24 protein-coding genes are annotated in these 22,405 nt (G+C 53.8%); 9 read left to right on the top strand and 15 right to left on the bottom strand.

The annotated features are described in order from the left end of the window. Nucleotides 1-24: 24 nt before the first annotated feature. From WKJ03_RS13795 to WKJ03_RS13785, 3 genes are all read left to right on the top strand, one after another. Entirely contained in the window at nt 25-831 is an 807-nt protein-coding gene (locus tag WKJ03_RS13795; RefSeq protein WP_337842801.1) for a DUF432 domain-containing protein, read from the top strand. Next, on the top strand, nt 831-1,664 hold the full coding sequence (locus tag WKJ03_RS13790; protein ID WP_337842800.1) for a mechanosensitive ion channel family protein: 834 nt from the start codon (nt 831-833) through the stop codon (nt 1,662-1,664). The genes WKJ03_RS13795 and WKJ03_RS13790 overlap by 1 nt, the downstream gene beginning before the upstream one ends. An 87-nt stretch (nt 1,665-1,751) precedes the next feature. Then, nucleotides 1,752-3,395, top strand: coding sequence for a hypothetical protein (locus WKJ03_RS13785; RefSeq protein WP_337842799.1), 1,644 nt, complete (start codon nt 1,752-1,754; stop codon nt 3,393-3,395). A 14-nt stretch (nt 3,396-3,409) separates the two neighbouring features. Here WKJ03_RS13785 and mutM read toward each other — a convergent pair whose 3' ends face one another. The 5 genes from mutM to radC all read right to left on the bottom strand — a co-directional run bounded on the left by mutM (nt 3,410) and on the right by radC (nt 6,073). Further along, a complete protein-coding gene (gene mutM, locus WKJ03_RS13780) occupies nt 3,410-4,225 on the bottom strand; it encodes a bifunctional DNA-formamidopyrimidine glycosylase/DNA-(apurinic or apyrimidinic site) lyase (protein WP_337842798.1) in 816 nt (271 codons plus the stop codon). A gap of 2 nt (nt 4,226-4,227) precedes the next feature. Next, entirely contained in the window at nt 4,228-4,698 is a 471-nt protein-coding gene (locus tag WKJ03_RS13775) for a hypothetical protein (protein WP_337842797.1), read from the bottom strand. A 130-nt stretch (nt 4,699-4,828) separates the two neighbouring features. Then, complete coding sequence (gene rpmG / locus WKJ03_RS13770) at nt 4,829-4,984, bottom strand: 50S ribosomal protein L33 (protein ID WP_031566726.1); 156 nt, start codon at nt 4,982-4,984, stop codon at nt 4,829-4,831. Between the two features lie 11 nt (nt 4,985-4,995). Next, entirely contained in the window at nt 4,996-5,232 is a 237-nt protein-coding gene (rpmB, locus tag WKJ03_RS13765; RefSeq protein ID WP_337842796.1) for a 50S ribosomal protein L28, read from the bottom strand. Between the two features lie 166 nt (nt 5,233-5,398). Next, nucleotides 5,399-6,073, bottom strand: coding sequence for a DNA repair protein RadC (gene radC, locus WKJ03_RS13760; protein WP_337842795.1), 675 nt, complete (start codon nt 6,071-6,073; stop codon nt 5,399-5,401). Nucleotides 6,074-6,155: 82 nt separating this feature from the next. On the opposite strand from radC, the gene coaBC reads away from it, so the two are divergent. Genes coaBC through slmA form a run of 3 tightly spaced genes read left to right on the top strand, consistent with a single transcriptional unit; the run spans nt 6,156 to nt 8,434 of the window. Further along, nucleotides 6,156-7,367, top strand: coding sequence for a bifunctional phosphopantothenoylcysteine decarboxylase/phosphopantothenate--cysteine ligase CoaBC (gene coaBC, locus WKJ03_RS13755; RefSeq protein ID WP_337842794.1), 1,212 nt, complete (start codon nt 6,156-6,158; stop codon nt 7,365-7,367). Continuing rightward, nucleotides 7,364-7,822: a dUTP diphosphatase gene (dut, locus tag WKJ03_RS13750; protein ID WP_337842793.1), complete on the top strand. Its 459-nt coding sequence runs from the start codon at nt 7,364-7,366 to the stop codon at nt 7,820-7,822. Before coaBC ends, dut begins: the two co-directional genes overlap by 4 nt. Nucleotides 7,823-7,840: 18 nt before the next feature. Then, complete coding sequence (gene slmA, locus WKJ03_RS13745; protein WP_337842792.1) at nt 7,841-8,434, top strand: nucleoid occlusion factor SlmA; 594 nt, start codon at nt 7,841-7,843, stop codon at nt 8,432-8,434. Between the two features lie 48 nt (nt 8,435-8,482). On the opposite strand, the gene WKJ03_RS13740 is transcribed toward slmA, so the two are convergent. From WKJ03_RS13740 to rph, 3 genes are read right to left on the bottom strand one after another with little or no spacing between them, the layout of a single operon-like run. Continuing rightward, on the bottom strand, nt 8,483-8,854 hold the full coding sequence (locus WKJ03_RS13740; RefSeq protein WP_337842791.1) for a diacylglycerol kinase: 372 nt from the start codon (nt 8,852-8,854) through the stop codon (nt 8,483-8,485). Nucleotides 8,855-8,863: 9 nt separating this feature from the next. After that, nucleotides 8,864-9,508 (bottom strand): orotate phosphoribosyltransferase, encoded by a 645-nt coding sequence (pyrE, locus tag WKJ03_RS13735; protein ID WP_337842790.1) that lies wholly within the window; start codon nt 9,506-9,508, stop codon nt 8,864-8,866. 9 nt (nt 9,509-9,517) lie between these two features. Continuing rightward, nucleotides 9,518-10,231 carry a ribonuclease PH gene (rph, locus tag WKJ03_RS13730; RefSeq protein ID WP_337842789.1) on the bottom strand — a complete coding sequence of 238 codons (714 nt, stop codon included), beginning with the start codon at nt 10,229-10,231 and terminating at the stop codon, nt 9,518-9,520. A 126-nt stretch (nt 10,232-10,357) separates the two neighbouring features. Between rph and WKJ03_RS13725 the strand changes: the two genes are divergently transcribed. Continuing rightward, nucleotides 10,358-11,218, top strand: coding sequence for a YicC/YloC family endoribonuclease (locus WKJ03_RS13725; RefSeq protein WP_337842788.1), 861 nt, complete (start codon nt 10,358-10,360; stop codon nt 11,216-11,218). Nucleotides 11,219-11,260: 42 nt separating this feature from the next. Here the strand turns inward: WKJ03_RS13725 and WKJ03_RS13720 are convergent, their stop codons facing one another. Continuing rightward, nucleotides 11,261-12,184 carry a tetratricopeptide repeat protein gene (locus WKJ03_RS13720; RefSeq protein WP_337842787.1) on the bottom strand — a complete coding sequence of 308 codons (924 nt, stop codon included), beginning with the start codon at nt 12,182-12,184 and terminating at the stop codon, nt 11,261-11,263. 403 nt (nt 12,185-12,587) lie between these two features. Here WKJ03_RS13720 and katG point away from each other — a divergent pair, with 403 nt between their 5' ends. Continuing rightward, the gene (gene katG / locus WKJ03_RS13715; protein ID WP_337842812.1) at nt 12,588-14,759 is read left to right on the top strand and encodes a catalase/peroxidase HPI; all 2,172 of its coding nucleotides are present in this window, start codon (nt 12,588-12,590) and stop codon (nt 14,757-14,759) included. A gap of 55 nt (nt 14,760-14,814) precedes the next feature. Here the strand turns inward: katG and WKJ03_RS13710 are convergent, their stop codons facing one another. Then, nucleotides 14,815-15,513: a methyltransferase domain-containing protein gene (locus WKJ03_RS13710; RefSeq protein ID WP_337842786.1), complete on the bottom strand. Its 699-nt coding sequence runs from the start codon at nt 15,511-15,513 to the stop codon at nt 14,815-14,817. Beyond that, nucleotides 15,513-16,427 (bottom strand): NAD(P)/FAD-dependent oxidoreductase, encoded by a 915-nt coding sequence (locus tag WKJ03_RS13705; RefSeq protein WP_337842785.1) that lies wholly within the window; start codon nt 16,425-16,427, stop codon nt 15,513-15,515. Before WKJ03_RS13705 ends, WKJ03_RS13710 begins: the two co-directional genes overlap by 1 nt. Before the next feature lie 138 nt (nt 16,428-16,565). On the opposite strand from WKJ03_RS13705, the gene WKJ03_RS13700 reads away from it, so the two are divergent. Next, the gene (locus WKJ03_RS13700; RefSeq protein ID WP_337842784.1) at nt 16,566-16,994 is read left to right on the top strand and encodes an Rrf2 family transcriptional regulator; all 429 of its coding nucleotides are present in this window, start codon (nt 16,566-16,568) and stop codon (nt 16,992-16,994) included. Between the two features lie 9 nt (nt 16,995-17,003). Here WKJ03_RS13700 and WKJ03_RS13695 read toward each other — a convergent pair whose 3' ends face one another. The 4 genes from WKJ03_RS13695 to WKJ03_RS13680 form a co-directional block, all read right to left on the bottom strand. Next, nucleotides 17,004-17,993, bottom strand: a complete 990-nt coding sequence (locus tag WKJ03_RS13695; RefSeq protein ID WP_337842783.1) for a Gfo/Idh/MocA family oxidoreductase — start codon at nt 17,991-17,993, stop codon at nt 17,004-17,006. A 3-nt stretch (nt 17,994-17,996) separates the two neighbouring features. Continuing rightward, nucleotides 17,997-20,381: an amylo-alpha-1,6-glucosidase gene (locus tag WKJ03_RS13690; RefSeq protein ID WP_337842782.1), complete on the bottom strand. Its 2,385-nt coding sequence runs from the start codon at nt 20,379-20,381 to the stop codon at nt 17,997-17,999. A gap of 5 nt (nt 20,382-20,386) precedes the next feature. After that, a complete protein-coding gene (locus WKJ03_RS13685) occupies nt 20,387-21,760 on the bottom strand; it encodes an MFS transporter (protein WP_337842781.1) in 1,374 nt (457 codons plus the stop codon). Between the two features lie 74 nt (nt 21,761-21,834). Further along, entirely contained in the window at nt 21,835-22,350 is a 516-nt protein-coding gene (locus WKJ03_RS13680) for a gluconokinase, GntK/IdnK-type (protein ID WP_337842780.1), read from the bottom strand. Between the last annotated feature and the right edge of the window lie 55 nt (nt 22,351-22,405).

Below are 22,405 nucleotides of genomic sequence, written 5' to 3'. Positions count from 1 at the left end.
AACCTCAACTTAACGGGATTTTTTATGTGGTTGGATTCGCAAAGCCCCTGGTGGCAGGCGCAGACACTGAATCATGAACAGATAGCCCGACTGCAGATAGGCCCGCTCTGCCTCTACTTACAACGGAAAACCGGGGAATGGCGTCTGCATACCGAACGCCTGAGCACCCCAGAACAAAACCTTGCACAGGCCTGTTATTTGCCGCATTGGCCCGCCCATCAGACCTTCAGCCGCTATGTGTTTGCCGACGAGCCGCTGCAGTTTTGTTTAACTCCCCAATTGCTGGACAGACCTGTGGTGATCAAAACCCATCAGCCTGTGTATCTGCCCGCCGCCCAAGAAATGACCTTTTATATCAGCAGCCCAGTGCTGATCCGGCTTGAACTGAAACAACCCGATATTGTCCTGCAGGATATTCCAACCCAGCTGTTATCCGACACCTGGTTCGGGCCCAACACACAAACAGGTGAACTCTGTTATGCCGACAAAACTCAGGCCAGACACAGCAAAGACGAATTACCCAGCCGGGCACACCGGGCCATCACACCTATTCGGGTGAAAAACAGTTCCAATCAGATGATGAGTATTGAAAAACTCAGCCTGCCCCTGCCGTTTTTAGCCTTGTACGGCTTGAGTGATGGCTCACTCTGGACCGATCAGGTGCATATTGATCACCAGGACAATGCCGAACTGTCACGCCTGACGATTCACCGGCAACAAGCCCCCGGAGACGACACGACCGTCAGACTGTGCAAAGCCAGGCACCACTTTGAAACGCAGGGGCTGTTTCGGGTATTCAGCGGTTTATTTAACCAGAAGGAGCGCAACTGATGTCGATCGATTCGTTGTGGAGTTACGTCGGCTCGTCGAATGTCCTGCCGTTACTGCGCGCCACCCTGTTGGCGATTGTTGGTTTTGCCGCAGCCAGCCTGTTGTCCAAAGCCGCCTTTAAACTGAGTCTGAAAAAGTTCAGCCCCCATCATGCCACCCTGGTCAAACGTCTGCTGTACTGGCTGGTGCTGGCACTGTTTATTGCCACAGCCTTAAAGCAACTGGGTTTTAACCTGGGTGTGCTGCTCGGTGCAGCCGGAGTATTGTCGGTGGCTCTGGGGTTCGCCTCTCAGACCTCAGTTTCGAATCTGATCAGTGGCTTGTTTTTAATTGGTGAGCAGCCATTTCAGATTGGAGACACCATCAAAGTGGGCACCACCACAGGAGAAATACTGTCTATTGATTTATTGTCGGTGAAAATCCGCACCCCGGATAACCTCTTTGTACGTATCCCCAATGAAAGCCTGATCAAAACCGAAGTGACCAACCTGACCCGCTTTCCGATCCGCCGGCTCGATCTGTTGTTGGGCGTCGCCTACAAAGAACAGATCAGTCAGGTACGGGACCTTCTGCTGCAGGTCGCGGATGAGCACCCACTCTGTCTGGATGAACCGGCACCGGATTTCCGCTTTCTGAATTTTGCGGAATCTTCGCTGGATTTACAGTTTTCCGTCTGGACCCGCAAAGAAAATTATCTGGCGCTAAAGACCAGTTTGCTTGAACAGATCAAAATTGCCTTTGACCGTGAAGGGGTGCAGTTCCCTTTCCCTCAACGCGAGCTAAGCTTAAGTGAACCAGCCCAGGCATTTCTAAGGGAGTGGAAATCTCAATAAAAACAGCCACTTTACAAAATGCACTCTGGCAGGCTAAGGTCAAAAAAAATTGGCGGGGTAAAAACCGCCGCACTAAAGGAGTTCTCCATGCGCTTCCGGATGGCAGCAATGTGGTGCTGGATGGCTTGGTTTGGCTGTAAAGCTGCTTTGGCAGCAGAGCAACACTCTGCTGCCTGTACCCGATTGCCTGCTGACAGCGAGTTGCAGCAATTTCAGGGGTTCCCCATTCGGGCCATTCGTGTCCACAGTGAAGATGTGTTTGATTTGAACGCGGACAAAGTCTACTGGTTTCATCATCTGGCCAATCGCACCCATAAAATCACCAAACCAGACACCATACTGGAAGATGTGTTGTTTCAGGTCGGCGATCCACTGGATGCGGAAGCCTTGCTGGAGACTGAACGTTTGTTGCGCACCCGGCGTTATTTGCGCAAAGTCGAAGTCCGGGTCACTGAACACTGCACTGATGGCTCTGTCAGTGTCACCATTCACACTTGGGACAACTGGTCTTTATTGCCGAATATATCGCTGTCCCGCGAGGGAGGTGAAAGCAAAACCGTATTGGGTCTGGCCGAAGACAACCTGTTTGGCACCGGCAACCAGATCAATCTGGATTATGAAAACGACAGCGAGCGTCAGAGCTACCTGGTGAATTTCCGTTCACCAAACCTATTTGGCAGTCACTGGAATCTGAATACCCTGTATGCTGACAAAACCGATGGCGAATCCTATTTACTGGCGCTGGAAAAACCCTTTTACCGGCTGCATGCTCCCTGGGCTTTTGCATTTCACCTGGAAGCCGACAGTGAAAATGTGAATGAGTATCTGCGCGGTGACGAAATTAATGAGTACCAGCGCAACCTCGACTTATTACAACTGTCTTCGGGCTGGAAAGTGGCGGAAGCAGAACGCTGGGTGCAGCGCATCAGCCTGGGCATAGAACAACACCAGGTGCAGTTTGATACCACGGCGTACACAGATTACGGTAAACCAGAGGACAGAGACTTATCACAGTTTTGGTTCAGCTGGCACTTTGTTGAAGCCGATTACCGGCAACTCTACAACGTCTATCAGTTTAACCGGGTGGAAGACATTAACTTAGGCTGGCAGGCCAGTGTGCGGCTGGGCTGGTTTCAACCCTGGCTGGGTGCAGAGCACAGTGGCTGGTCACTCAAAGGGACACTCGATAAGGCCTGGCAACTCAGCCCGACTGATTTGCTGATTGGCCAATGGCAGGCCGAGCAGTTACAACAAGCTGAGTTAAACCAGTTGCTCATCAGCAGTTATGCCATGTGGATCCATCAGCTGGACGAACACCAGAGCCTGGTCGGGCAGCTGACCTATGCCTATGGTCAGGATTTATTCCGCGATCAGCGTTTAAGTCTGGGCGGTGATACCGGCATGCGTGCTTACCCTTTGTACTACCAGACCGGCGAGCGGCTGGCGCTGGCGACTGCTGAATACCGCTATTACAGTACCCTGTCCATCGCTCAGATCTTTGATGTGGGTTATGCCGCTTTTGCGGACTGGGGCCGGACCTGGGGCAGCAATCCGGCCTTGCCGGAAGACTCTGCAGGCCAAAGCCTGTATGGCATAGGCCTGGGTGTGCGTTTGTTATCCAGCCACAGCAGTCGCGGTACCATGATCCATATCGACCTGACCAAGGCTTTGCATGATCAGGGCGAGTTGTCGGGACTGGAGTGGCGTATTCTGGCCAAACGGCGTTTCTGAAACCGCTGTTTGGCCTAAGACTCCGGCTGGCATTGTGGGCAGTAGACAGTACTGCGCTGGCCCAGGCGGATCTCTTTGAGCTCTGTATTGCAGCTGAAACAACATTCCCCACCTCGGCCATACACCAGCAATTGCTGCGCAAAATAACCGGGTTTGCCGTCTACCTGACTGAAATCCTTTAAGGTGGTACCGCCTTGAGTAATGGCTTTCGCTAAGGTCTGTTTGACGATAGTGGTCACACGTTCGGCCTGTGACAAGGTCAGCTGGTTGGCTGGCATAGTCGGGCGAATGCCGGCCTGAAACAGGGCTTCATTCGCATAAATATTGCCAACCCCCACCACCACCTGATTGTCCATCAGCACCAGTTTGATGGCGCTGCTACGTTTACCGCAGGCCTGCAGCAAGTGCTCAGCGGTAAAATCCGGTAGCAGTGGCTCAGGCCCCAGATGAGCTAGCAACTGATGCACGGCGTTTTTATCCTGCCAGAGCACGGCACCAAAACGCCGGGTGTCATTCAGCCTGAGCAGCTGGCCTGAACTCAACAGAATATCCACATGGTCATGTTTGCCTGCAGCGGTCCCCTGCGGTAACACTTTCAGATTGCCAGACATGCCCAGATGAATAATCAGCTCACCAGCAGGTAAGTGAATCAATAAATACTTGGCGCGACGACTGACGTCCAGCACAGGCTGGTCTTTGATAGCCAGCACTTCATCCGGGATCTGCCAGCGTAACTGGCGCTGACGCACCAGGACCTGTTCAATGCGCTGTTGCTGTAAATGCGGGCTGATCCCTAACCGGGACACTTCAACTTCTGGTAATTCAGGCATAGTTATCGTACTGCTGTTGGAAAAAGTTGTTCAGCTTCAGTCTCACTCAGACGGAACCAAAGATCAGCGTCCACGGCCTTCAGCCACCACTGCTCTTGTGCCTGATACAGCTGCCAGTGCTGTTGTGCGGGTTTGCCGGTCAGCCAGGCGGCCACTTCTGAACGCAATACCGGCCGAATTGGATTGAGTGGCGACGGGGACGCCAGGCTGCCCTGCTGCCAGTCATCCACTAATTGTTGCAGTTGCGCTTGCGACAATACCGCAGGTTGTACCCGCCACGCGGGCCCGGCCCGTTCGACCTGATGCGCCGGGTAATGTAAGGCCAATAAGGTCTGAGTGGCTGACACCAGACGGGTTGGTGCACTCTGAGCGTCACGTTGCCAATACTCAGGCAAAATCACAAAAAGCCCAATCAGCACCAGCACGGCATAGATCAAGACATTGTTCCAGCTGGTTTTGGATAATCGAATCATCAGCACAGCTCCTGCATCTCTGCTGACAGGGTACCCGCTGTGCTCGCCCTTGTCACTGCTGTCATTTTTCTGACTGCAGAAAACAACAAACCCGGCTTGAGGCCGGGCTTGTTGTTGAAATCGGGTTCGATTATTTGATTTTCGCTTCTTTGAAAATCACGTGCTTACGCACTTTTGGATCGAATTTTTTGATTTCCATCTTTTCTGGCATAGTACGCTTGTTCTTATCAGTCGTGTAGAAAAAGCCAGTACCAGCAGAAGAAACTAAACGGATTTTATCGCGCATAATTTATTTCCTTAAACCTTCTGACCGTTTGCACGCAGGTCAGCTAATACTGCATCGATACCATTTTTATCGATGATACGCATACCTTTAGTAGATAAACGTAAAGTTACAAAGCGGTTTTCGCTCTCAACCCAGAAACGGTGAGTTTGCAGGTTTGGCAGGAAACGACGCTTAGTCGCGTTGTTGGCGTGTGAACGACGGTTACCTACCATCGGACCTTTGCCAGTGATTTGGCACACTCTAGACATGTCAATGTTTCTCCAAAATAACTTCAGCTCGAGCTTCTTTCATCCTTCTGGCCAAGAAGAATGCCCCGGACTTCTGAAAGGGCGCAATTTATACACGAAAGCCTGAACAAATTCAAGGCAAATCTGTATTTGATTCCGACGATCGTGAGCGGATCCTTTCCGATCATCACAGCCAGCCGCGTTCAGCAAAGGAAACAACCTCCGCGTCGCCGACGACAAAATGGTCCAGTAACTTAATATCTACAAGGGACATCGCCTGAGTCAGGCGTTCGGTTATGGCTCTGTCAGCACGGCTTGGCTCTGCAACTCCGGATGGATGATTGTGAGCCAAAATAACGGCGGCGGCATTATGCGCTAAAGCACTCTGAACTACAATACGCGGATACACAGGAGAAGCGTCGATCGTGCCAAAAAATAACGGCTCGGCGCAAATCAGCCGGTGCTGACTGTCCAGATACAGCAACATAAAGACTTCGCGTTTTTGTTCGGCCAGACTTTGCAGCAGGTAATTCTTCACCAACGCAGGTTCGGTAAAGACAGTGTCACGCTGCAGGCTTTGTAATAAATAGCGCCGGCTTAATTCCAACACGGCCTGCAACTGCACATACTTGGCCTGCCCTAAGCCTCTGCCCCGGCAAAACTCAGTTTCACCTGCAGCCATTAACGGCCGCAAACCACCAAAGTCCTGCAACAGTTGGCGGGCCAGCTCCACCGCATTTTGTCCCGCCACCCCTGTACGTAAAAAGATCGCCAGCAGTTCACCGTCAGACAAAGTAGCAGCCCCTTGCTGCAGCAATTTTTCCCTTGGCCGCTCACTCTGTGGCCAGTCGCGAATTGCCATCACACACCTCCTTTGTGTTTTGTTTTCCTTTAACTTTCCGTGTTATCTTAAGGCCCCATGAACACCTCAGAATCTCGCAGTTATGAGCTTAGCCCTGGCCAATAAACGTATTCTGCTTGGCATTACCGGCGGCATTGCTGCTTATAAAAGTGCCGACTTGATCCGCCGCTTAAAGGAACGGGGCGCTGATGTCCGGGTGATCCAGACCGACGCCGCCCGTGAATTTATTACACCTTTAACTTTGCAGGCTTTATCCGGCAACCCGGTCAGTCACAGCCTGCTCGACCCTGCGGCTGAACTGGCGATGGGCCATATTGAACTGGCCAAATGGGCCGATTTAGTGCTGGTGGCTCCGGCGTCGGCCGACACCATTGCCCGCATTGCTCATGGCATGGCCAACGATTTACTCAGCACCTGCATTCTGGCGACCGCAGCCCCTGTGGCGATAGCCCCGGCGATGAACCAGCAGATGTATAAAAATATAGCGACCCAGGCCAATATAGACAGGCTGAAGCAACATCATTTTTACATTTGGGGCCCGGCGGCCGGTGAGCAGGCCTGTGGGGATGTCGGCCCAGGCCGCATGCTGGAGCCGCTGCAGCTGGCCGAATTAGTCGTACAATTTTTTCAGCCGAAACCGCAACTGCTGCAAGGACTGACAGTCACCATCACGGCCGGACCAACCCGGGAAGCCATAGACCCGGTGCGGTATATTTCTAACCACAGCTCCGGCAAGATGGGCTTTGCGTTGGCGCAGGCCGCCGCTGAGCTTGGCGCTAAAGTTCAGCTGATTGCAGGCCCGGTCAACCTGCCAACACCAGCAGGTGTGCAGCGTATTGACGTGCAAAGTGCCGATGAGATGTATCAGCAGGCGCTTGCTCTGGCCACAAACTGCCACATTTTTATTGGCTGCGCCGCCGTGGCTGACTACAAAGTAGCCCAAGTGGCAGAACAAAAACTGAAAAAAACCAGCGACGAAGGCATCAGCCTGCAGTTGGTAAAAAACCCGGACATTATTGCCGCCGTAGCCGCCCTGCGCCAAAGCCGGCCATTTACCGTTGGTTTTGCCGCAGAAACCCAGGATGTGGCGAACTACGCCAAACAAAAACTGCAAAAGAAACAACTGGATTTAATTTGCGCCAACGATGTGTCGGTGCCTGGCCAGGGCTTTAATGCCGAACAAAACGCTCTAACCGCCTATTGGGCCGACGGCGAACAGGCCTTCGCATTACAAGAGAAAAGCCAGCTGGCTGAGCAACTGATTTCTTTGATTTACAAGCGGTACTCACAATGAAAAAAGCTATTGACCTGAAAATTCTCGACGCCCGCATTGGCACCGAATTCCCTTTGCCAGCTTACGCCACCCCGGGTTCTGCCGGCTTGGATTTACGCGCTTGCCTGGATTCAGTGGTCGAACTGGCACCGGGCCAGACCACCTTAATCCCGACCGGCCTTGCCATTCATATTGGTGATGCCAATTTATGTGCGACTATTCTGCCGCGCTCCGGGCTGGGCCATAAACATGGCATCGTCCTTGGCAACCTGGTGGGTTTAATTGATTCAGACTACCAGGGCCAGCTGATGGTGTCGGTATGGAACCGTGGCCAGGACGGCTTCAGCATTCAGCCAGGCGAGCGTATTGCCCAGCTGGTGTTTATGCCTGTGGTGCAGGCCGAGTTTAATCTGGTCAGCGATTTTGACGCCTCAGAGCGGGGTGAAGGTGGTTTTGGTCATTCAGGCCGCAGCTAACAGCAGACAGGGATTGGCATGGCGACCATAAAAAAAACCAACCGCAAGGAAGATATTCTGCAAGCTTTGGCAGCGATGCTGCAAAGCCATGCCGGCCAGCGCATTACCACAGCAGCGCTGGCCGCGGAAGTAGGGGTGTCAGAAGCGGCTCTGTACCGCCACTTTCCCAGCAAAGCCCGGATGTTTGAAGGCTTGATTGATTTTATTGAAGACACCCTGCTGTCCCGCATCAATGCCATTTTGCAGGAACACAAACAAACCGAACAACGCATTGAGCTGATTATGCAGCTGCTGTTGATTTTTGCTGAGCGAAACCCGGGCATTTGCCGCATTCTGACCGGCGATGCCTTACAAGGCGAGCAGGAACGACTGCAGGAGCGCATCAGTGCCTTGTATGAAAAACTGGAAACTCAGCTGAAGCAATGCCTGCGCGAACGCAAGCTGCGCGAAGGCAAAAGCTTCAGTGTGGACGAAGGGGATTTAGCCAACCTGCTGCTGGGCATTTGCGAAGGCAAACTGCAGCAGTTTGTTCGCTCAGGCTTTGAACGTTTGCCGACGGCGCAGTGGCCGAATCAATGGGCGCTGCTGCAACGCAGCATTTTTGCCCTGTAACGGCATTAAAAAAGGCGGGTTCACCCGCCTTTTTCACCACAAAAGCCATTAAGCAAACTTCTGCCAGATGGCACCAATCCACACCAAAGCAACAAAAAGCAACGCCAGACTCACAGCCGCCGACCCCATATCCTTGGCACGGCCAGACAACACGTGACGCTCCAGGCTCACCCGGTCTGTCAAGGCTTCGATGGCCGAATTCAGCAATTCGACAATCAGCACCAGCAACCAAACGCCCATCAGCAAGGCAAACTGAGCAAAGTCGGCCGCCAGATACCAGGCAAAAGGCAAGGCCAGCACGATCAGCGCCGCTTCCTGTCGGAAGGCGGCTTCGTTAATCCAGGCTGCAGCCAGGCCTTTGCGGCTGCAATCTGCCGCCTTCAGCACCCGGCCTAAACCGCTGCCATTGGGTTTGGTCATGGATTGTCCTTAGTTCACACCGTACTGGGCACGGTAAGCTTTAACGGCATCCAGATGCACTGCCAGTTCAGGTTTGTCCTGCAAATAATGGATAAGATCTTTCAGGCTGATGATAGACACCACTTTGGTATTGAAATCACGCTCCACTTCCTGAATGGCCGACAACTCGCCTTTGCCTTTTTCCTGCCGGTCCAGCGCAATTAATACGCCAGTCAGTTGGGCCCCCGCCTGCTGAATAATCTGCATGGATTCGCGAATGGCGGTGCCTGCGGTGATCACGTCATCCACCAGCATCACCCGGCCTTGCAGCGGCGAGCCGACCAGATTGCCCCCTTCACCATGGGTTTTGGCTTCTTTGCGGTTAAAGCAATAAGGCACGTCTTTGCCATGATGATCAAACAGCGCCACCGCCGTGGTGGTGGCAATAGGAATACCTTTGTACGCCGGGCCAAACAGCAGGTCAAATTCCACACCGGCGTCCTGCAGGGCTGCCGCATAAAAACGACCCAGCCGGGCCAAATCACCACCTGTATTAAACAACCCAGCGTTGAAGAAATACGGGCTGGTGCGGCCGGACTTTAAGGTGAACTGGCCAAATTTCAGCACCTGGCGCGATAACGCAAACTCAATAAAGTCTTTCTGAAATGCTTTCATCACTGCCTCTTACGCCAACACTTTTTTCTGTTCGTCGATGATTTCACGGATGGCATGGCGGGCCAGTTCCAGCATGTTCTGCATTTCGTCGAAACTGAACGGCTCCGCTTCTGCTGTGCCCTGAATTTCAATCAGTTTGCCGGTTTCGGTCATCACCACGTTCATGTCGGTATCAGCGGCTGAATCTTCGGTGTATTCCAGATCGGCAATAGCTTCGCCTTTGTACACCCCCACAGAAACCGCCGCCACCATGTATTTTAACGGGTTGGTTTTAATCAAACCTTTGCTGCGCATATGGTTCAGCGCGTCCACCAAAGCCACACAGGCACCGGTAATAGCGGCTGTGCGGGTGCCGCCGTCGGCCTGAATGACGTCACAGTCAAAAGTAATAGTGTTTTCGCCCAGAATGGACAAATCCACCGCCGCCCGCAGCGCACGGCCTATCAGGCGCTGAATTTCCATGGTGCGGCCAGATTGCTTACCACGAGCCGCTTCGCGGTCATTACGGGTATGAGTGGCGCGAGGCAACATGCCGTATTCAGCGGTGATCCAGCCTTTGCCCTGGCCTTTCATAAAACGTGGCACCCCTTCCTCAACGGAAGCTGTACATAAAACCTTGGTATTTCCAAACTCCACCAGCACCGAACCTTCGGCATGAGCAGTGAATTGACGGGTGAACGAGATAGGACGAATTTGACCAGCAGTTCTGCCACTTGGACGCATGATGGAGCCTCTGTCAGCTGAAAAATGTGCCTTATTATAGGGATTTCGCTGGCCCGATGCCATCCATTAGCGGAATTGAGGTGAACTGGGTATACTCGGTTTTATTTTCATTTTCAGGACCTTGTTATGATCCACAGCATGACCGCCTACGCCCGGCATGAAATTAAAGCCAGTTGGGGCAACGCCGTCTGGGAAATCCGCTCTGTGAACCAGCGTTATCTGGAGACTTATTTCCGTCTGCCCGAACAGTTCCGTGGCCTTGAGGGCCTGCTGCGGGACAAACTGCGTCAGAAGCTGAACCGTGGCAAGCTGGAAGTGAATTTAAAGTACAGTGCCAGTGCCGCGACTGGTGAACTGGCCATCAACGAGCAACTGGCCAGCCAGCTGATGAAAGTGGCCAGTTCACTGGCGGAACAGAGCAGCAAAGCCCAGCTGAATGTGCTGGATATTCTGCGCTGGCCAGGCGTGATGGAAAGCCAGGAATCCGACCTCGACAGCCTGCAGGCCGAACTGCTGGCCGGCTTTGACGCCGCCCTGACCGACTTTTTAGCCGGCCGTGGCCGCGAAGGTGCCGCCATTGAGCAAATGCTGCAAGACCGTCTGGCTCAAATTGCCAACCATGTCAGCAACTTACGCCAGCATTTGCCACAAGCGCTGCAATGGCAACGCGACAAAATCGTCGCCCGCCTGCAAGAAATCAAAGCCGAACTGGACCAGAACCGCCTGGAACAGGAAATGGCCTTTTTAGCGCAAAAATCCGACGTCGCTGAAGAATTGGACCGCTTAGACGCCCATATCAAAGAAACCCGTCACAGCATCAAACAAGGGGGCGCCGTCGGCCGCCGGCTGGACTTTATGATGCAGGAATTCAACCGAGAAGCGAACACCCTGTCGTCCAAGGCCATCAGCACCGAAATCACCAACACAGCAGTGGAGCTGAAGGTGCTGATTGAGCAGATGCGGGAGCAGGTGCAAAATTTGGAATGATGACCTCAGCCCGCGTTTCAACCTGGCTGCGGGCTGTTCTTTTCACTTTTGATCTTGTTGACACCAGATCTTTACTTGCCGGTACAAGTCCTGTCGGTTGACCGACAACTGGTTCACATCCACCCTCGCCAGCCACTCGGTAGCGGCTTTGCGTTGATTGAGCTGGCTGTAGAGCTCGGCAATTTTCAGCTGGTACAACGCCAGAAGGTGAACATCCTGCTCTGGCTCTATAAATTTCAGAGATTCCCTGTAGTAATGCACCGCTTGAGGGTAGTCGCCCAACAACTGGTAAGTGCGCCCCAAATTACCGTAAGCCACAATATTTTTGCCATTGTGTTGCAAAGGCGCTATCGCCTCCAACGCCATTTTTCTGAAGCTGGCAGACTCGGTAAAATTTCCGGCAATATCGGACAACAGGGCTTTGTTCGAATTCAGCTCAAACAGAAATACCGGATCTTTGCTGCGCTGAAACTCACTTTCTGCCAGCAACAGCAGGCGTTTTGCCTGAGCCATTTGCCCCATGCTGTAATGCAGATTAGCCAGTTCCACCATACGTAACGGGTCGCCAAAGACTTGATAAATCTGTTCGAGAATTTGCATCGCCTGATCGGCAAATAACAGCGCTTCGTCCCTGCGACCAACAGCGATCAAGGCTTTGGCATGGTAAAAATACACCTGCACCTCAATAGACTGAGGCAGATTTTGCAGCTTCAGCAAGGCCGACGTTTCATCCAGAAGCGGCTTAAACTGCTGTTTATCAAACAGATAATCCAACTGGTAAGTTTTCACTTTAAACCAGTCAGCCGACTGCGGCTCTGCTGCGCTCAGATGCTGCTGAATAAACTCCTGGCAGGCCACAGCAGGATCTGCCTGACAGAACACTTCATGATCACTCAGATGTTCCGATGCAACAGTCGGACAGCAGCCGATCAGCAGTAACCAACAGAGCAGGTTTTTGTTTATCATGCTGTGACTCATCAACTCGGAAAGCGCCCGGTTAACACCCGTTATTTTTCGCATCATGCTGGCAGTACTCCACAAAATCAACGAAATTCCGCTCACTTTCTGCTGTTCATTTTCTTAAACAACAAGTTAACAACCCCCTGCCACCGAACAAAACATCAGTTTAAATGATTAAAACAATCGCTTTTTATCATTTAGTACTATGAATGCACCACGGCTACTTTTTAAAGGCTGTTTTACCTGAGCTCTGTTACCTCCAGATGTTAAGAGGCTCAGGCAAGAAGCATACGAGTGCTGTGTCCTCTGCACAGCGACCGATAATTCTTGTGCCCGCTGCGGCACTTCAAGGACAGGAAAAACGACCATGAAAAAAACCATTCCTTTGCTGTCTGTACTTGCGCTGTCAATGTCGATTGCGCTGCAGGCAGAAACCGCAACCAAAGACACGACCACCAACAGCTTCTGGTGGCCTGAACGGCTGAATTTGTCCCCTTTGCGTCAGCATGGCGCCGAATCCAATCCTTATGGCCCAGAGTTTAACTATGCCGAGCAGTTTAAAACTCTGGATCTGGACGCCCTGAAAGCCGAAATCCGCACTACGTTGACCACGTCACAAGACTGGTGGCCAGCCGACTACGGCCACTATGGTCCGTTTTTCGTTCGTATGGCCTGGCACAGCGCCGGTGTGTACCGTATTTTTGACGGCCGTGGTGGCGCCAACGGCGGTCAGCAGCGTTTCGAACCACTGAACAGCTGGCCGGACAACGTCAGCCTGGACAAGGCCCGCCGTCTGTTGTGGCCCATCAAACAAAAATATGGCAGCAAAATCTCCTGGGCCGACTTAATGGTGCTGGCCGGTACTGTGGCGATGGAAGACATGGGCTTTAAAACCTTTGGTTTCGCCGGTGGCCGTACTGACGACTGGGAAGCCGAGATGGTGGATTGGGGTTCAGAAAAAAAATGGCTGGACAACAAGAGTCGCTATGCCAAAGGCGACTTAGCCAAACCTATGGGCGCCACCCAGATGGGCCTGATTTATGTCAACCCGGAAGGCCCGAATGGTGTGCCTGATCCACTGGCCTCTGCGCAGCAAATTCGTGACACCTTTGGCCGTATGGCGATGAATGACGAAGAAACTGTGGCGCTGATTGCTGGTGGCCACACCTTCGGTAAAGCCCACGGTGCCCATGATCCAAACAAATGCGTTGGTGCCGATCCGGCTTCTGCAGGTGTTGAAGAGCAAGGTTTTGGCTGGAAAAACAAATGCGGCAAAGGCCACTCGGAAGACACTGTCACTTCTGGCCTCGAAGGCGCCTGGTCGGTCAGCCCAACTAAGTGGACCATGCAATACCTGGACAACCTGTACGGCTTTGAGTGGGTGAAAACCAAAAGCCCGGCTGGTCACACCCAATGGATCCCAGCCAATGGTCAGGCAGCCAATTTAGTGCCCGATGCGCACGTGGAAGGCAAACGTCATGCCCCTATCATGTTCACCAGTGACATCGCGCTGAAAGAAGACCCGATTTACCGCGAAATCACCACCCGTTTCCGTGCCAATCCAAAAGAGTTTGAACTGGCCTTCGCCAAAGCCTGGTTTAAGCTGACGCACCGTGATATGGGCCCAGCCAGCCGTTACCTGGGTAAAGATGCACCAAAAGAAGCGCTGATTTGGCAAGACCCAATTCCGGCACTGGATCACCCGGTGATTGAAGCAGCGGATATCACTGCGCTGAAAGCGAAGATCCTGGCCACTAAACTGACAGTGCCAGAATTGGTGCGTACTGCCTGGTCTGCCGCGTCCAGCTTCCGTGGAACTGATATGCGTGGCGGTGCCAATGGTGCCCGTCTGGCGTTAGCGCCGCAAAAAGACTGGGCTGCGAATAACCCGAAAGAAGTGGCGAAAGTGCTGGCTGCCCTGACCAAAGTGCAACAGGATTTCAATAAAACGCTGAAAGGCGGCAAAAAAGTCTCGCTGGCCGACGTGATTGTACTGGCAGGTTCTGCCGCCGTTGAAAAAGCGGCCAAAGATGCCGGTTACACTGTAACAGTGCCGTTCACTCCTGGCCGGATGGACACTACGCAGGCACTGACCGATGTGCAGTCTTTTGCCGTATTGGAGCCCAAAGCCGACGGTTTTCGTAACTACTTCAGCACAGACAGCCAATTACCGCCTGCGGAAGCCCTGGTAGAAAAAGCCAATTACCTGACCCTGACGGTGCCGGAAATGACAGTGCTGCTGGGTGGTCTGCGGGCGCTGGATGCCAACACAGCGGGTGTAAAACACGGTGTGTTCACCAACAAGCCTGGCACCCTGAGCAATGATTTCTTCGTTAACCTGCTGGATATGTCCACCCGCTGGGAGAAATCAGCCAAGCAAGAAGGCTTATACGAAGGCTTTGACCGCAAGACCGGTGCGCTGAAATGGACAGCCACGCCGGTGGACCTGATTTTCGGTTCGCACTCTGAGCTGCGCGCTGTGGCTGAAGTCTATGCCTCAAACGATGCCAAACAGAAGTTTGTCGACGACTTTGTGAAAACCTGGACCAAGGTGATGAACCTGGACCGTTTTGATCTCTGAGTTTGCTCAGAGCTGATAAAGCCGGAGCTCATTGCTCCGGCTTTGTTTATGGCAGTTATTCTGCACGGCTTGCACACCAGGCATGCAGCAGCCCAGCCTGAAACACAGGCCTGACCTCAGCAAAACCGGCTTGTTGCAACAACGACAGCAGCTCAGAAGGCTCGGATACCTCCACATCGTGTCGGTAACTTTGCATCCATAGCGCTGACTTCTCTGCATCAGGCGGCTGCCCTGTCATCAGTTGCTGCCAAAAACTAAGTTGGGCCTGCCACTGCACTTCCTGCTCAGCACAGGCTAAATCGGCATTTAGCAGCACAGCCCCGGGCTTAAGCCGACTGGCGATCTGCTGAAAAAAAGCCAGACGCTGTTGCCGCTCGGTCAAAAAGTGAGACACCAGAAAAGCGGTCGCCCCATCAAAGCAGGCGGAAACCGGCAGATCCTGCAGGTACCCTAACACCAATTCACAGCGCTGCAGCACCCCGGCGGCTTGTGCTTTTTGCCGACAGCATTCCAGCATAGCCGCTGCAGGTTCTACCGCTGTAAAACGCCAGAGCGGAAAGCGCTGTGCCAGATACAGCAGCTCTTCGCCTGTACCGACACCAACACAAAGCAGATGCGCCTGTTCAGGCAGTTGCAACAGGCACTGTTCTGCCAGGAAAAACAGCGCTGATTGCAGTGGAGCCAGCCGCAGCCACTGCTGATCATACCGACTGGCTTGCTGCTCAAAAACCGCTTTTAACTGTTCAGCATCCATCAGGCATGCTCCGCGGCCTGATACTGCAACATCAGGTACCTGTGAGCCGCTCCCCCCGCCAACACCCCTGCCGCTGAGGCCAGCGTGGCGTTGTGCATTGGGCTGCTATTGTCACCGGCCACAAAAACTCCGGCAACTGAACTTTGTTTCATCTCATCAGCAACGACAACAGGCCCGGTCATTCCGGCCTCAACAGCCAGCCCCAATTGCTCCGCCAGTTGATGACCAAAGCCGGTTTTTGGCGCCAGATACACAGCGGCCGCCGCCAGACGCCGTCCATCGGCCAGCAGCACAGCCTCAATCTGCACCCCTGCGCCTTCCACCGCCACGACGGGGCTGCGTTCAACCTGTACACCGCGTTTTTCCAGCATCAGCATTTGTTCTGCATCCGGTTCAAACTGGCCTTGAGTGCAATAAATGGTCGGGCTCCAATCCGGCAGTATCGCCGCCTGATGCACCGAATGGGGAGAACTGGCGATCACCACTGCTGGTTGATTACGCAGCTCGTAACCATGGCAATAGGGGCAATGGATCACCGTTTTGCCCCAGCGCTCAGCCAGGCCTGGAATAGCAGGTAAGGTATCGGTCACGCCAGTCGCCAGCACCAGGCTTTTGCTGTGCCAGCTTTGGCCGTCGGCGCTTTCAACCACAAAACCTTCGGCCGTCTTCGTGGCCTGTACAGCCCGGCCCTGCACCCGGCTGACAGTTGGATAAGCCAACAGCGGGGCCCAGGCCCGCTCTAAGATCTCGGCCGGGCTAACACCATCCAGTGCAAAGAAGCCATGCGACTGGCTGGAAAACCTGTTACGCGGCTCTCCTGCATCCAGCACCACGACACTGCGTTGACCCCGCGCCAACTGCATAGCCGCCGACAAACCGGCAAAACTGCCACCAATCACCAAACAATCCAACATAGTCCCGTACCTTCGTCACAGCCCAACTTACGAAACATTATAAGTTACATAAAAAATTAAATTCAACTCATGAAACATTATTTGTTTCATGAAAATTCAGCGTACACTATGCAAACGCTTATGCCGCATCAGAAAAAAATGAGAAAAGACAGCCGTTTATCCCGCATGTTGCATGTGCTGGTGCATATGCATCACCAACAACACCCAGCCACGTCAGAGCAGATAGCCCAGATGCTGCATACCAACCCAGTGGTGGTGCGCCGCACCATGGCAATTTTAAAAACTCAGGGTTATGTCAGTTCAGGCAAAGGCCATGGCGGCGGCTGGACCTTGTGCAAACCACTGGCTGAGATCAGTCTGCTGGATATTCACAAAAGCCTGAAAGAAGGCTCGTTGTTCACCATAGGGCTGACTGATGAGCACAATCAGTGCCCTATTGAGCAGGCGGTCAATGCCGCTATTGATGATGTGTTGCAAGAGGCCGAGCGGCTGGTACTGCAACGCTTCGGTGAAGTCACTTTGGATCAGCTGGCCAGCGGTTTTACCGGGCCAGCATCCGGAGATTAACCCTGAGGTTTAGCGGGTTGGCAGGCCTGCGGCCAGATAGAGCCGGTCAATCCACTGCATTTGTTGCAGCGCATCCTGGCCACCCGTCAGCGGCGTCGCCTGACCACGCAGGCAATCCAGCCAGTGTTTCAGCTGATAATAATAAGTGCTTTCGGCTTCCAGCTGTTCTGTCTGGCTTTGACCATTGAGCTCCAGCCGAATCTGATGGCCCTGGTGGGGCGCCACCAGGTTAAACACCTCCAGTTTGCCCTGCTCGCCCAACAATTCCAGATAGGCATCATGCTGACGATTTAAGTGCTCGGCCATCGAACAGCCAAGGTAAATCTGCTCACCCGCCGGCCCCAGCAATCGGGCACTGAAACTTTCATCCACCCCTTGAGTGTGGCAGATAGCCGCCGCCTGCAGCAGTTGCAGCTCATTGCCCAGTAACTGCCGTACCCAGTGCAGCGGGTAACAGCCCAAATCCATCAGCGCACCGCCCCCCAACGCCAGCTGATGCCTTAATGAGCCAGGGGTTTCGGCAATACGCACCGAAAAATTGCTGCGTACTGTCAGTAATTTCCCTAATACGCCCGACTGCAGCAGCTGCTGCACTTTTAAAAACACCGGATGAAAGCGGTAGTGGTAGCCTTCGAGCAGCAGTTGACCACTTTGCTCAGCGGCGCTCAGCATGGAGCTCACTTCTGCCGCATTGAGCGCAAAAGGTTTTTCGCAGAGCACCGATTTGCCTGCCTGCAACGCCTTGATACTCCACTGTGCATGCAAAGACGCTGGCAGCGCGTTGTAGATCAGGTCGATATCATCGCGCTGCAGCAGCGCCTGATAACTGCCCTCCCAGGCAGCTAACTGGTATTGCTGTGCATAAGCCTGTGCTTTGGCGGCGCTGGACGCCCCTACAGCCCGCACTTCTACATCGCTCGCCAGCAGCGCAGCGGGCTGCAATATGGCTTTTTCTGCAATGCGCGACGCGCCTAATAAACCAATCCGCAGCCTGGTCATGGGTTAAGCCTCCAGTGGCAGTACTAATGTCAGCTGGTACTGTTGCCCAGCCTGTGGTTGTGCCAGCTTAAGCTCTGGCAGTTGCTGTTCGCCCTGCCACAGTTGCGGCTGGGTCACACCCACCTCGCGGCGGATATGCAGTTGAATTTGTGCACCACGGAACTGCCGGAGCACCTTGGCTTCAGACCAGTGTGATGGCAACTGCGGCTCAATACGTAAATCGTCGCCGTCCCCTGTTAAGCCAAACAAGCCTTCAATCAGGCAGCGGTACACCCAATGCACAGTGCCTGTGTTAAACAGCTGACTGGAACGGCCAGCGGTGCGGGGCAACTGCTGATAAGCACCGCGGTAATAATTGGGAATAAACACCGGCAACTGACCCCGTTGGCGCTGATCAGCCTCGTCATCAGACGGCAGCATCTGGCGCAGCACCTGATAAGCACTGTCCGCCTCTCCCACCTGATACAGGGCGTACAAATAAAACGCCGCCGCATGGTTATACACAGAGCCGTTTTCGGCTGACCCCGGGTACTTTTGTGTCACACGGCCCACGTCTTCCCGCATCGCGGTATAGGCAGGTGCCAGCATTTGTGGGCCATAAGGGGTATGCAGCTGCTCTGCCACTGCAGCCAGTAATTGTTGCTGTTGCTCTTCGCTCGCCGCGCCACTTAATAAGGCCCAGCTTTGTGGGTTCAGGTAAATCCGGCCTTCGTTGTCTTTGCTGATACCAAACACCAGATTGTCGTCAGTGATGCCACGGCCATACCACTGGCCATCCCACAGGTACTGATTCACCGCCTGATTAAAAGCCTCTGCTTGCTGCTGGTACTGCTGCGCCAGTTGCTGTTCCCCCAGCTTGCTGCAGACAGCTGCCCATAACTTCATCGCATAAGCCGCCGCCAGACTCAACCAGCCCGACACCCCTTTGCCTTTGTAGCCGACCATATTCATCGGATCGCACCAGTCGCCCTGGTCGATGTAACTCAGGTTGCGTGCATCTTTTTTCAGCCAGAGCCAGCCCATGGCCCGGCAGATATGCTCAAAGACCGTACTTTGTTCATTGCTGTCTTTGTACGGCAGCAGTTCCTGCAAAATGCCATAGTCATTGGTTTCGTCCAGATAGGCCTGTAAGCAAACCGGCAGCCAGATGCACTGGTCGGCGTGCGGCACCTGATTGATGTATTTCAGCTCAGCGTCTTTGTGCAGCAAAATACCATCCGGCATTTCGCCACTCTGGTGCTGCTGCGCCAAAGCGGTCAAAAAAGCATGGCGGGCAACAGTCGGCGCCAGGTAAGCCATGCCCATATTGTCCTGCAGGTAGTTGCGGGTTTGCGGATCTGTGGTTAAACGGTTCACGTCGCCATGGTAATACACCTGACGGGCCAACCAGTGGTTGACGAAGTTATCCAGGCCCGCATCCGGGGTTTGCATCTGCAGCGCAGGCTGCAAGCGGCTCATCCAGCTCTGATACTGCTCCACCGCCTGGCTGAAACCCGCCGCGTTGCCAAACAGCTGCTGGCGGATGTCGGCCACTTCCGCTTCATCGTAAGCAGGGCCAAAGGCAAAACGGTACTGCTGCTGTTGCCCGCCCGCCAGTTCCAGCCGGTACTGCATGGCGCAGACCGGGGTTTCATAGTCGGCGTCAGAACAGCTCAGTTTTGCCTGTTGCAGTGCCGACGGCGCATGCAAACCGCCTTCGCCTTCAAACAGCTGCTGCTGGGTTTCCCAGGCGACCGGCGCCTGTTCGGCCAACAAGAAGGTTTTATCTTTAAAGTACTTATTCTTAAAGTAATCCGGGTATTTCTGGTAAGGCGTGACCGACGAGCAAACCACCGCCTGCAGCTCAGGCCGATAACGTGCACTCTGGTTCATCCAGGACATATAACCGACCGGGAAATAGGGGTACAGACTCAAGCGGCGCGGTCGACTGCCGGTATTTTTCACCGACAAAGCCCACAGCTCCAGCGGCCGATCTGCACTTAACGTCAGCCGCCAGTCCACTTCAATTGCACCGGCCAGCGTCAGTTGCCAGGCAATATCGGTTTTACCGGCTGAAAATACAAAACGCTCGGCGCTGTTACGCACCGGCTCATGCGGCACCGACCAAATCTCCCCACTGTCTTCGTCTTTGATATAGACAAAACGGCCGGGGTGGTGCGCGTAATAGGGTTGCTCCGGTTGCATAAAAGTTTTGGCTTCCAGATTCGGCGCATGGGCGTATTTGGCCGGTTCCGGCTGCATAAACTGGGCTGTGGCATAACCACGGCAGTTCAGCTGAATCATCAGCTGTGAATTCCATAAAAAAGCCCCCGCCTGTGGCATGGCGGTGGGACTGAATAATTCATAGCGCTGCCCGTCAGCGCTGGGGCTCATGATTGGAGTCGTCATCGGCTTCATTCTGTTTGTCCGGCCGCCACTGCGGCTGTTTTCCGTTGTTCAAGTTCCCGTTGCATCTGCAACAACTGCGATTCGGTCAGCGGGTAAAACCACATCACGGCCGCGGCCAACAGGGCCACCACCCCAGGGATCACCGAAATCATTAGCAGGATGCCCAGCTGCGAACCGGCATTTTGTTCCGCATTGGCCACATAGCCCATCAGCGACAGCAGCCAGCCAATACTGGCCGACGCAATAGCGCCACCCAGCTTTTGCGAAAAGGTCGCCGCCGAAAAGGTCATGGCCGTCGCCCGTCGGCCAGTGCGCCATTCGTTGTAATCGGCGGTGTCGGCATACATGGAAAAGGCCAGTGGCGACTTAGGCCCCAGCACAAAACCTATGGCCAGGTTCACGGCAAAAATCAGCCCTATCTGATCCGCCGGCACAAAAACCAGGCTGATCGACAACAGACCGGCCAGCGCCATTAACAGCATCATCAGTTGTTTTTTTGGCAGAAAGCGGGTCATTAATGGGGTGGAAGCCGCCCCTAACGCCAGCGCCAGCATATAAGACGACAAGAACTCGCCAACCAGCTCAGGCCGCATCACATAGTATTTAAAGTAATAAACGCCACTGGCGGCCCGCATGGTGATGGTGATCATAATCACCAGCGCCAGTACAAAAAGCACCAGCCAGGGTTTGTTGGCCGCCAGGTCGGCCAGGTCCTGTTTGATCGGATGGCGCTCGGTTTTTACCGGCTGGATCCGCTCTCGGCTGGCAGCAAAGGTCCAGAGAAACAGCAGCGCTGCCGCCACCCCAAACACTGCCATGGTCAGTTGCCAGCCCAGTGCTTCATCGCCCTGCCCCAGCCAGACCACCAGCTTGGGCGTGAGATAAGTCACCAGAATGCCGCCGGTAAAACCACCAATAAAACGGAAACTGACCAGGGTGGTGCGATCCTGACTGTTATTGGTCATCACACCGGACAAAGCCGAATACGGAATATTGATGGCGGTGTAAATCAGCATCAGCAGGCTGTAGGTGGCATAGGCCCACACCAGTTTGCCATCAGCGTCTAAATCCGGGGTGCTGTAGGTCAAAACACCGGCTCCGGCCAGAGGCAAAGCCAGCCACAGCAGGTAAGGCCTGAATTTACCAAAGCGGGTTTGGGTCCGGTCAGCCAGAGCCCCCATTAAGGGGTCGGTAAAAGCGTCGATCACCTTGGTGATCAGCATCATGGTGCCTGCTGCGGCGGCCGAGATACCAAAGACGTCGGTGTAGAAGATCAGTAAAAAGGCTGAGATATTGGCCCAGTAAAAGTTAAAGCCTATATCGCCAGCACCGTAGCCCAGCTTTTCCAGCCAGCCAGGTTGCTTGTTGATTGCTGTCACCCTGTCTCTCTTTTGTTATGTTGTTAGCTTGTACCATTGCACTTGTCACAACGCGCAACTCCATGATTGCGTTATCAGCCAATCAGTCTGCCCAGCACCTGTTGCAGCAATTGCTCCCTGCTTTGGCTGATATCCAGGATCAGCACATCGGCTTCCTGCTCTGGTTCCTGCATGGTGGCCAGCTGACTGGCCAACATGGATTCCGGCATAAAGTGGTTTTTCCGTTCAGCCAGACGCTGCGACAACAACTCAGCCGAGCCTTTCAGATAGACAAACAGCGGTGTCCAGGCGGCGGCACGGATCTGTTCACGCTGCGTTTTAATCAAACCAGAGTAGCTCAGCACTACAGGCTTTTGCTGCTGTTGATACTGTTTTAACAGGTTACACAGGCGGTCCACCCACTGCTGGCGAAGCTCTGCCGCCAAAGGCTGGCCTGCGGCCATCATTTGTTTGCCTTGGTCCGAATGAAAATCATCGCCTTCCAGGCATTGCCAGCCCAACCGCTCTGCCAGCAGCCGCGCCATAGTGGATTTGCCACTGCCTGCGACCCCCATCAGTACCAGGCTCTGATAACAAGTCTGTTGCTGCATCAAAAATTAAGCTCAAAAATGACGTGCCAAGAGCTTAATTCAGACAAAATGTTAG

The organism is Rheinheimera sp., assembly GCF_037442525.1.
Taxonomy (GTDB): Bacteria; Pseudomonadota; Gammaproteobacteria; order Enterobacterales; family Alteromonadaceae; genus Pararheinheimera.
Note: the sequence above shows the minus strand (reverse complement) of the source record. Positions and strands in the feature narration are given on the sequence as shown.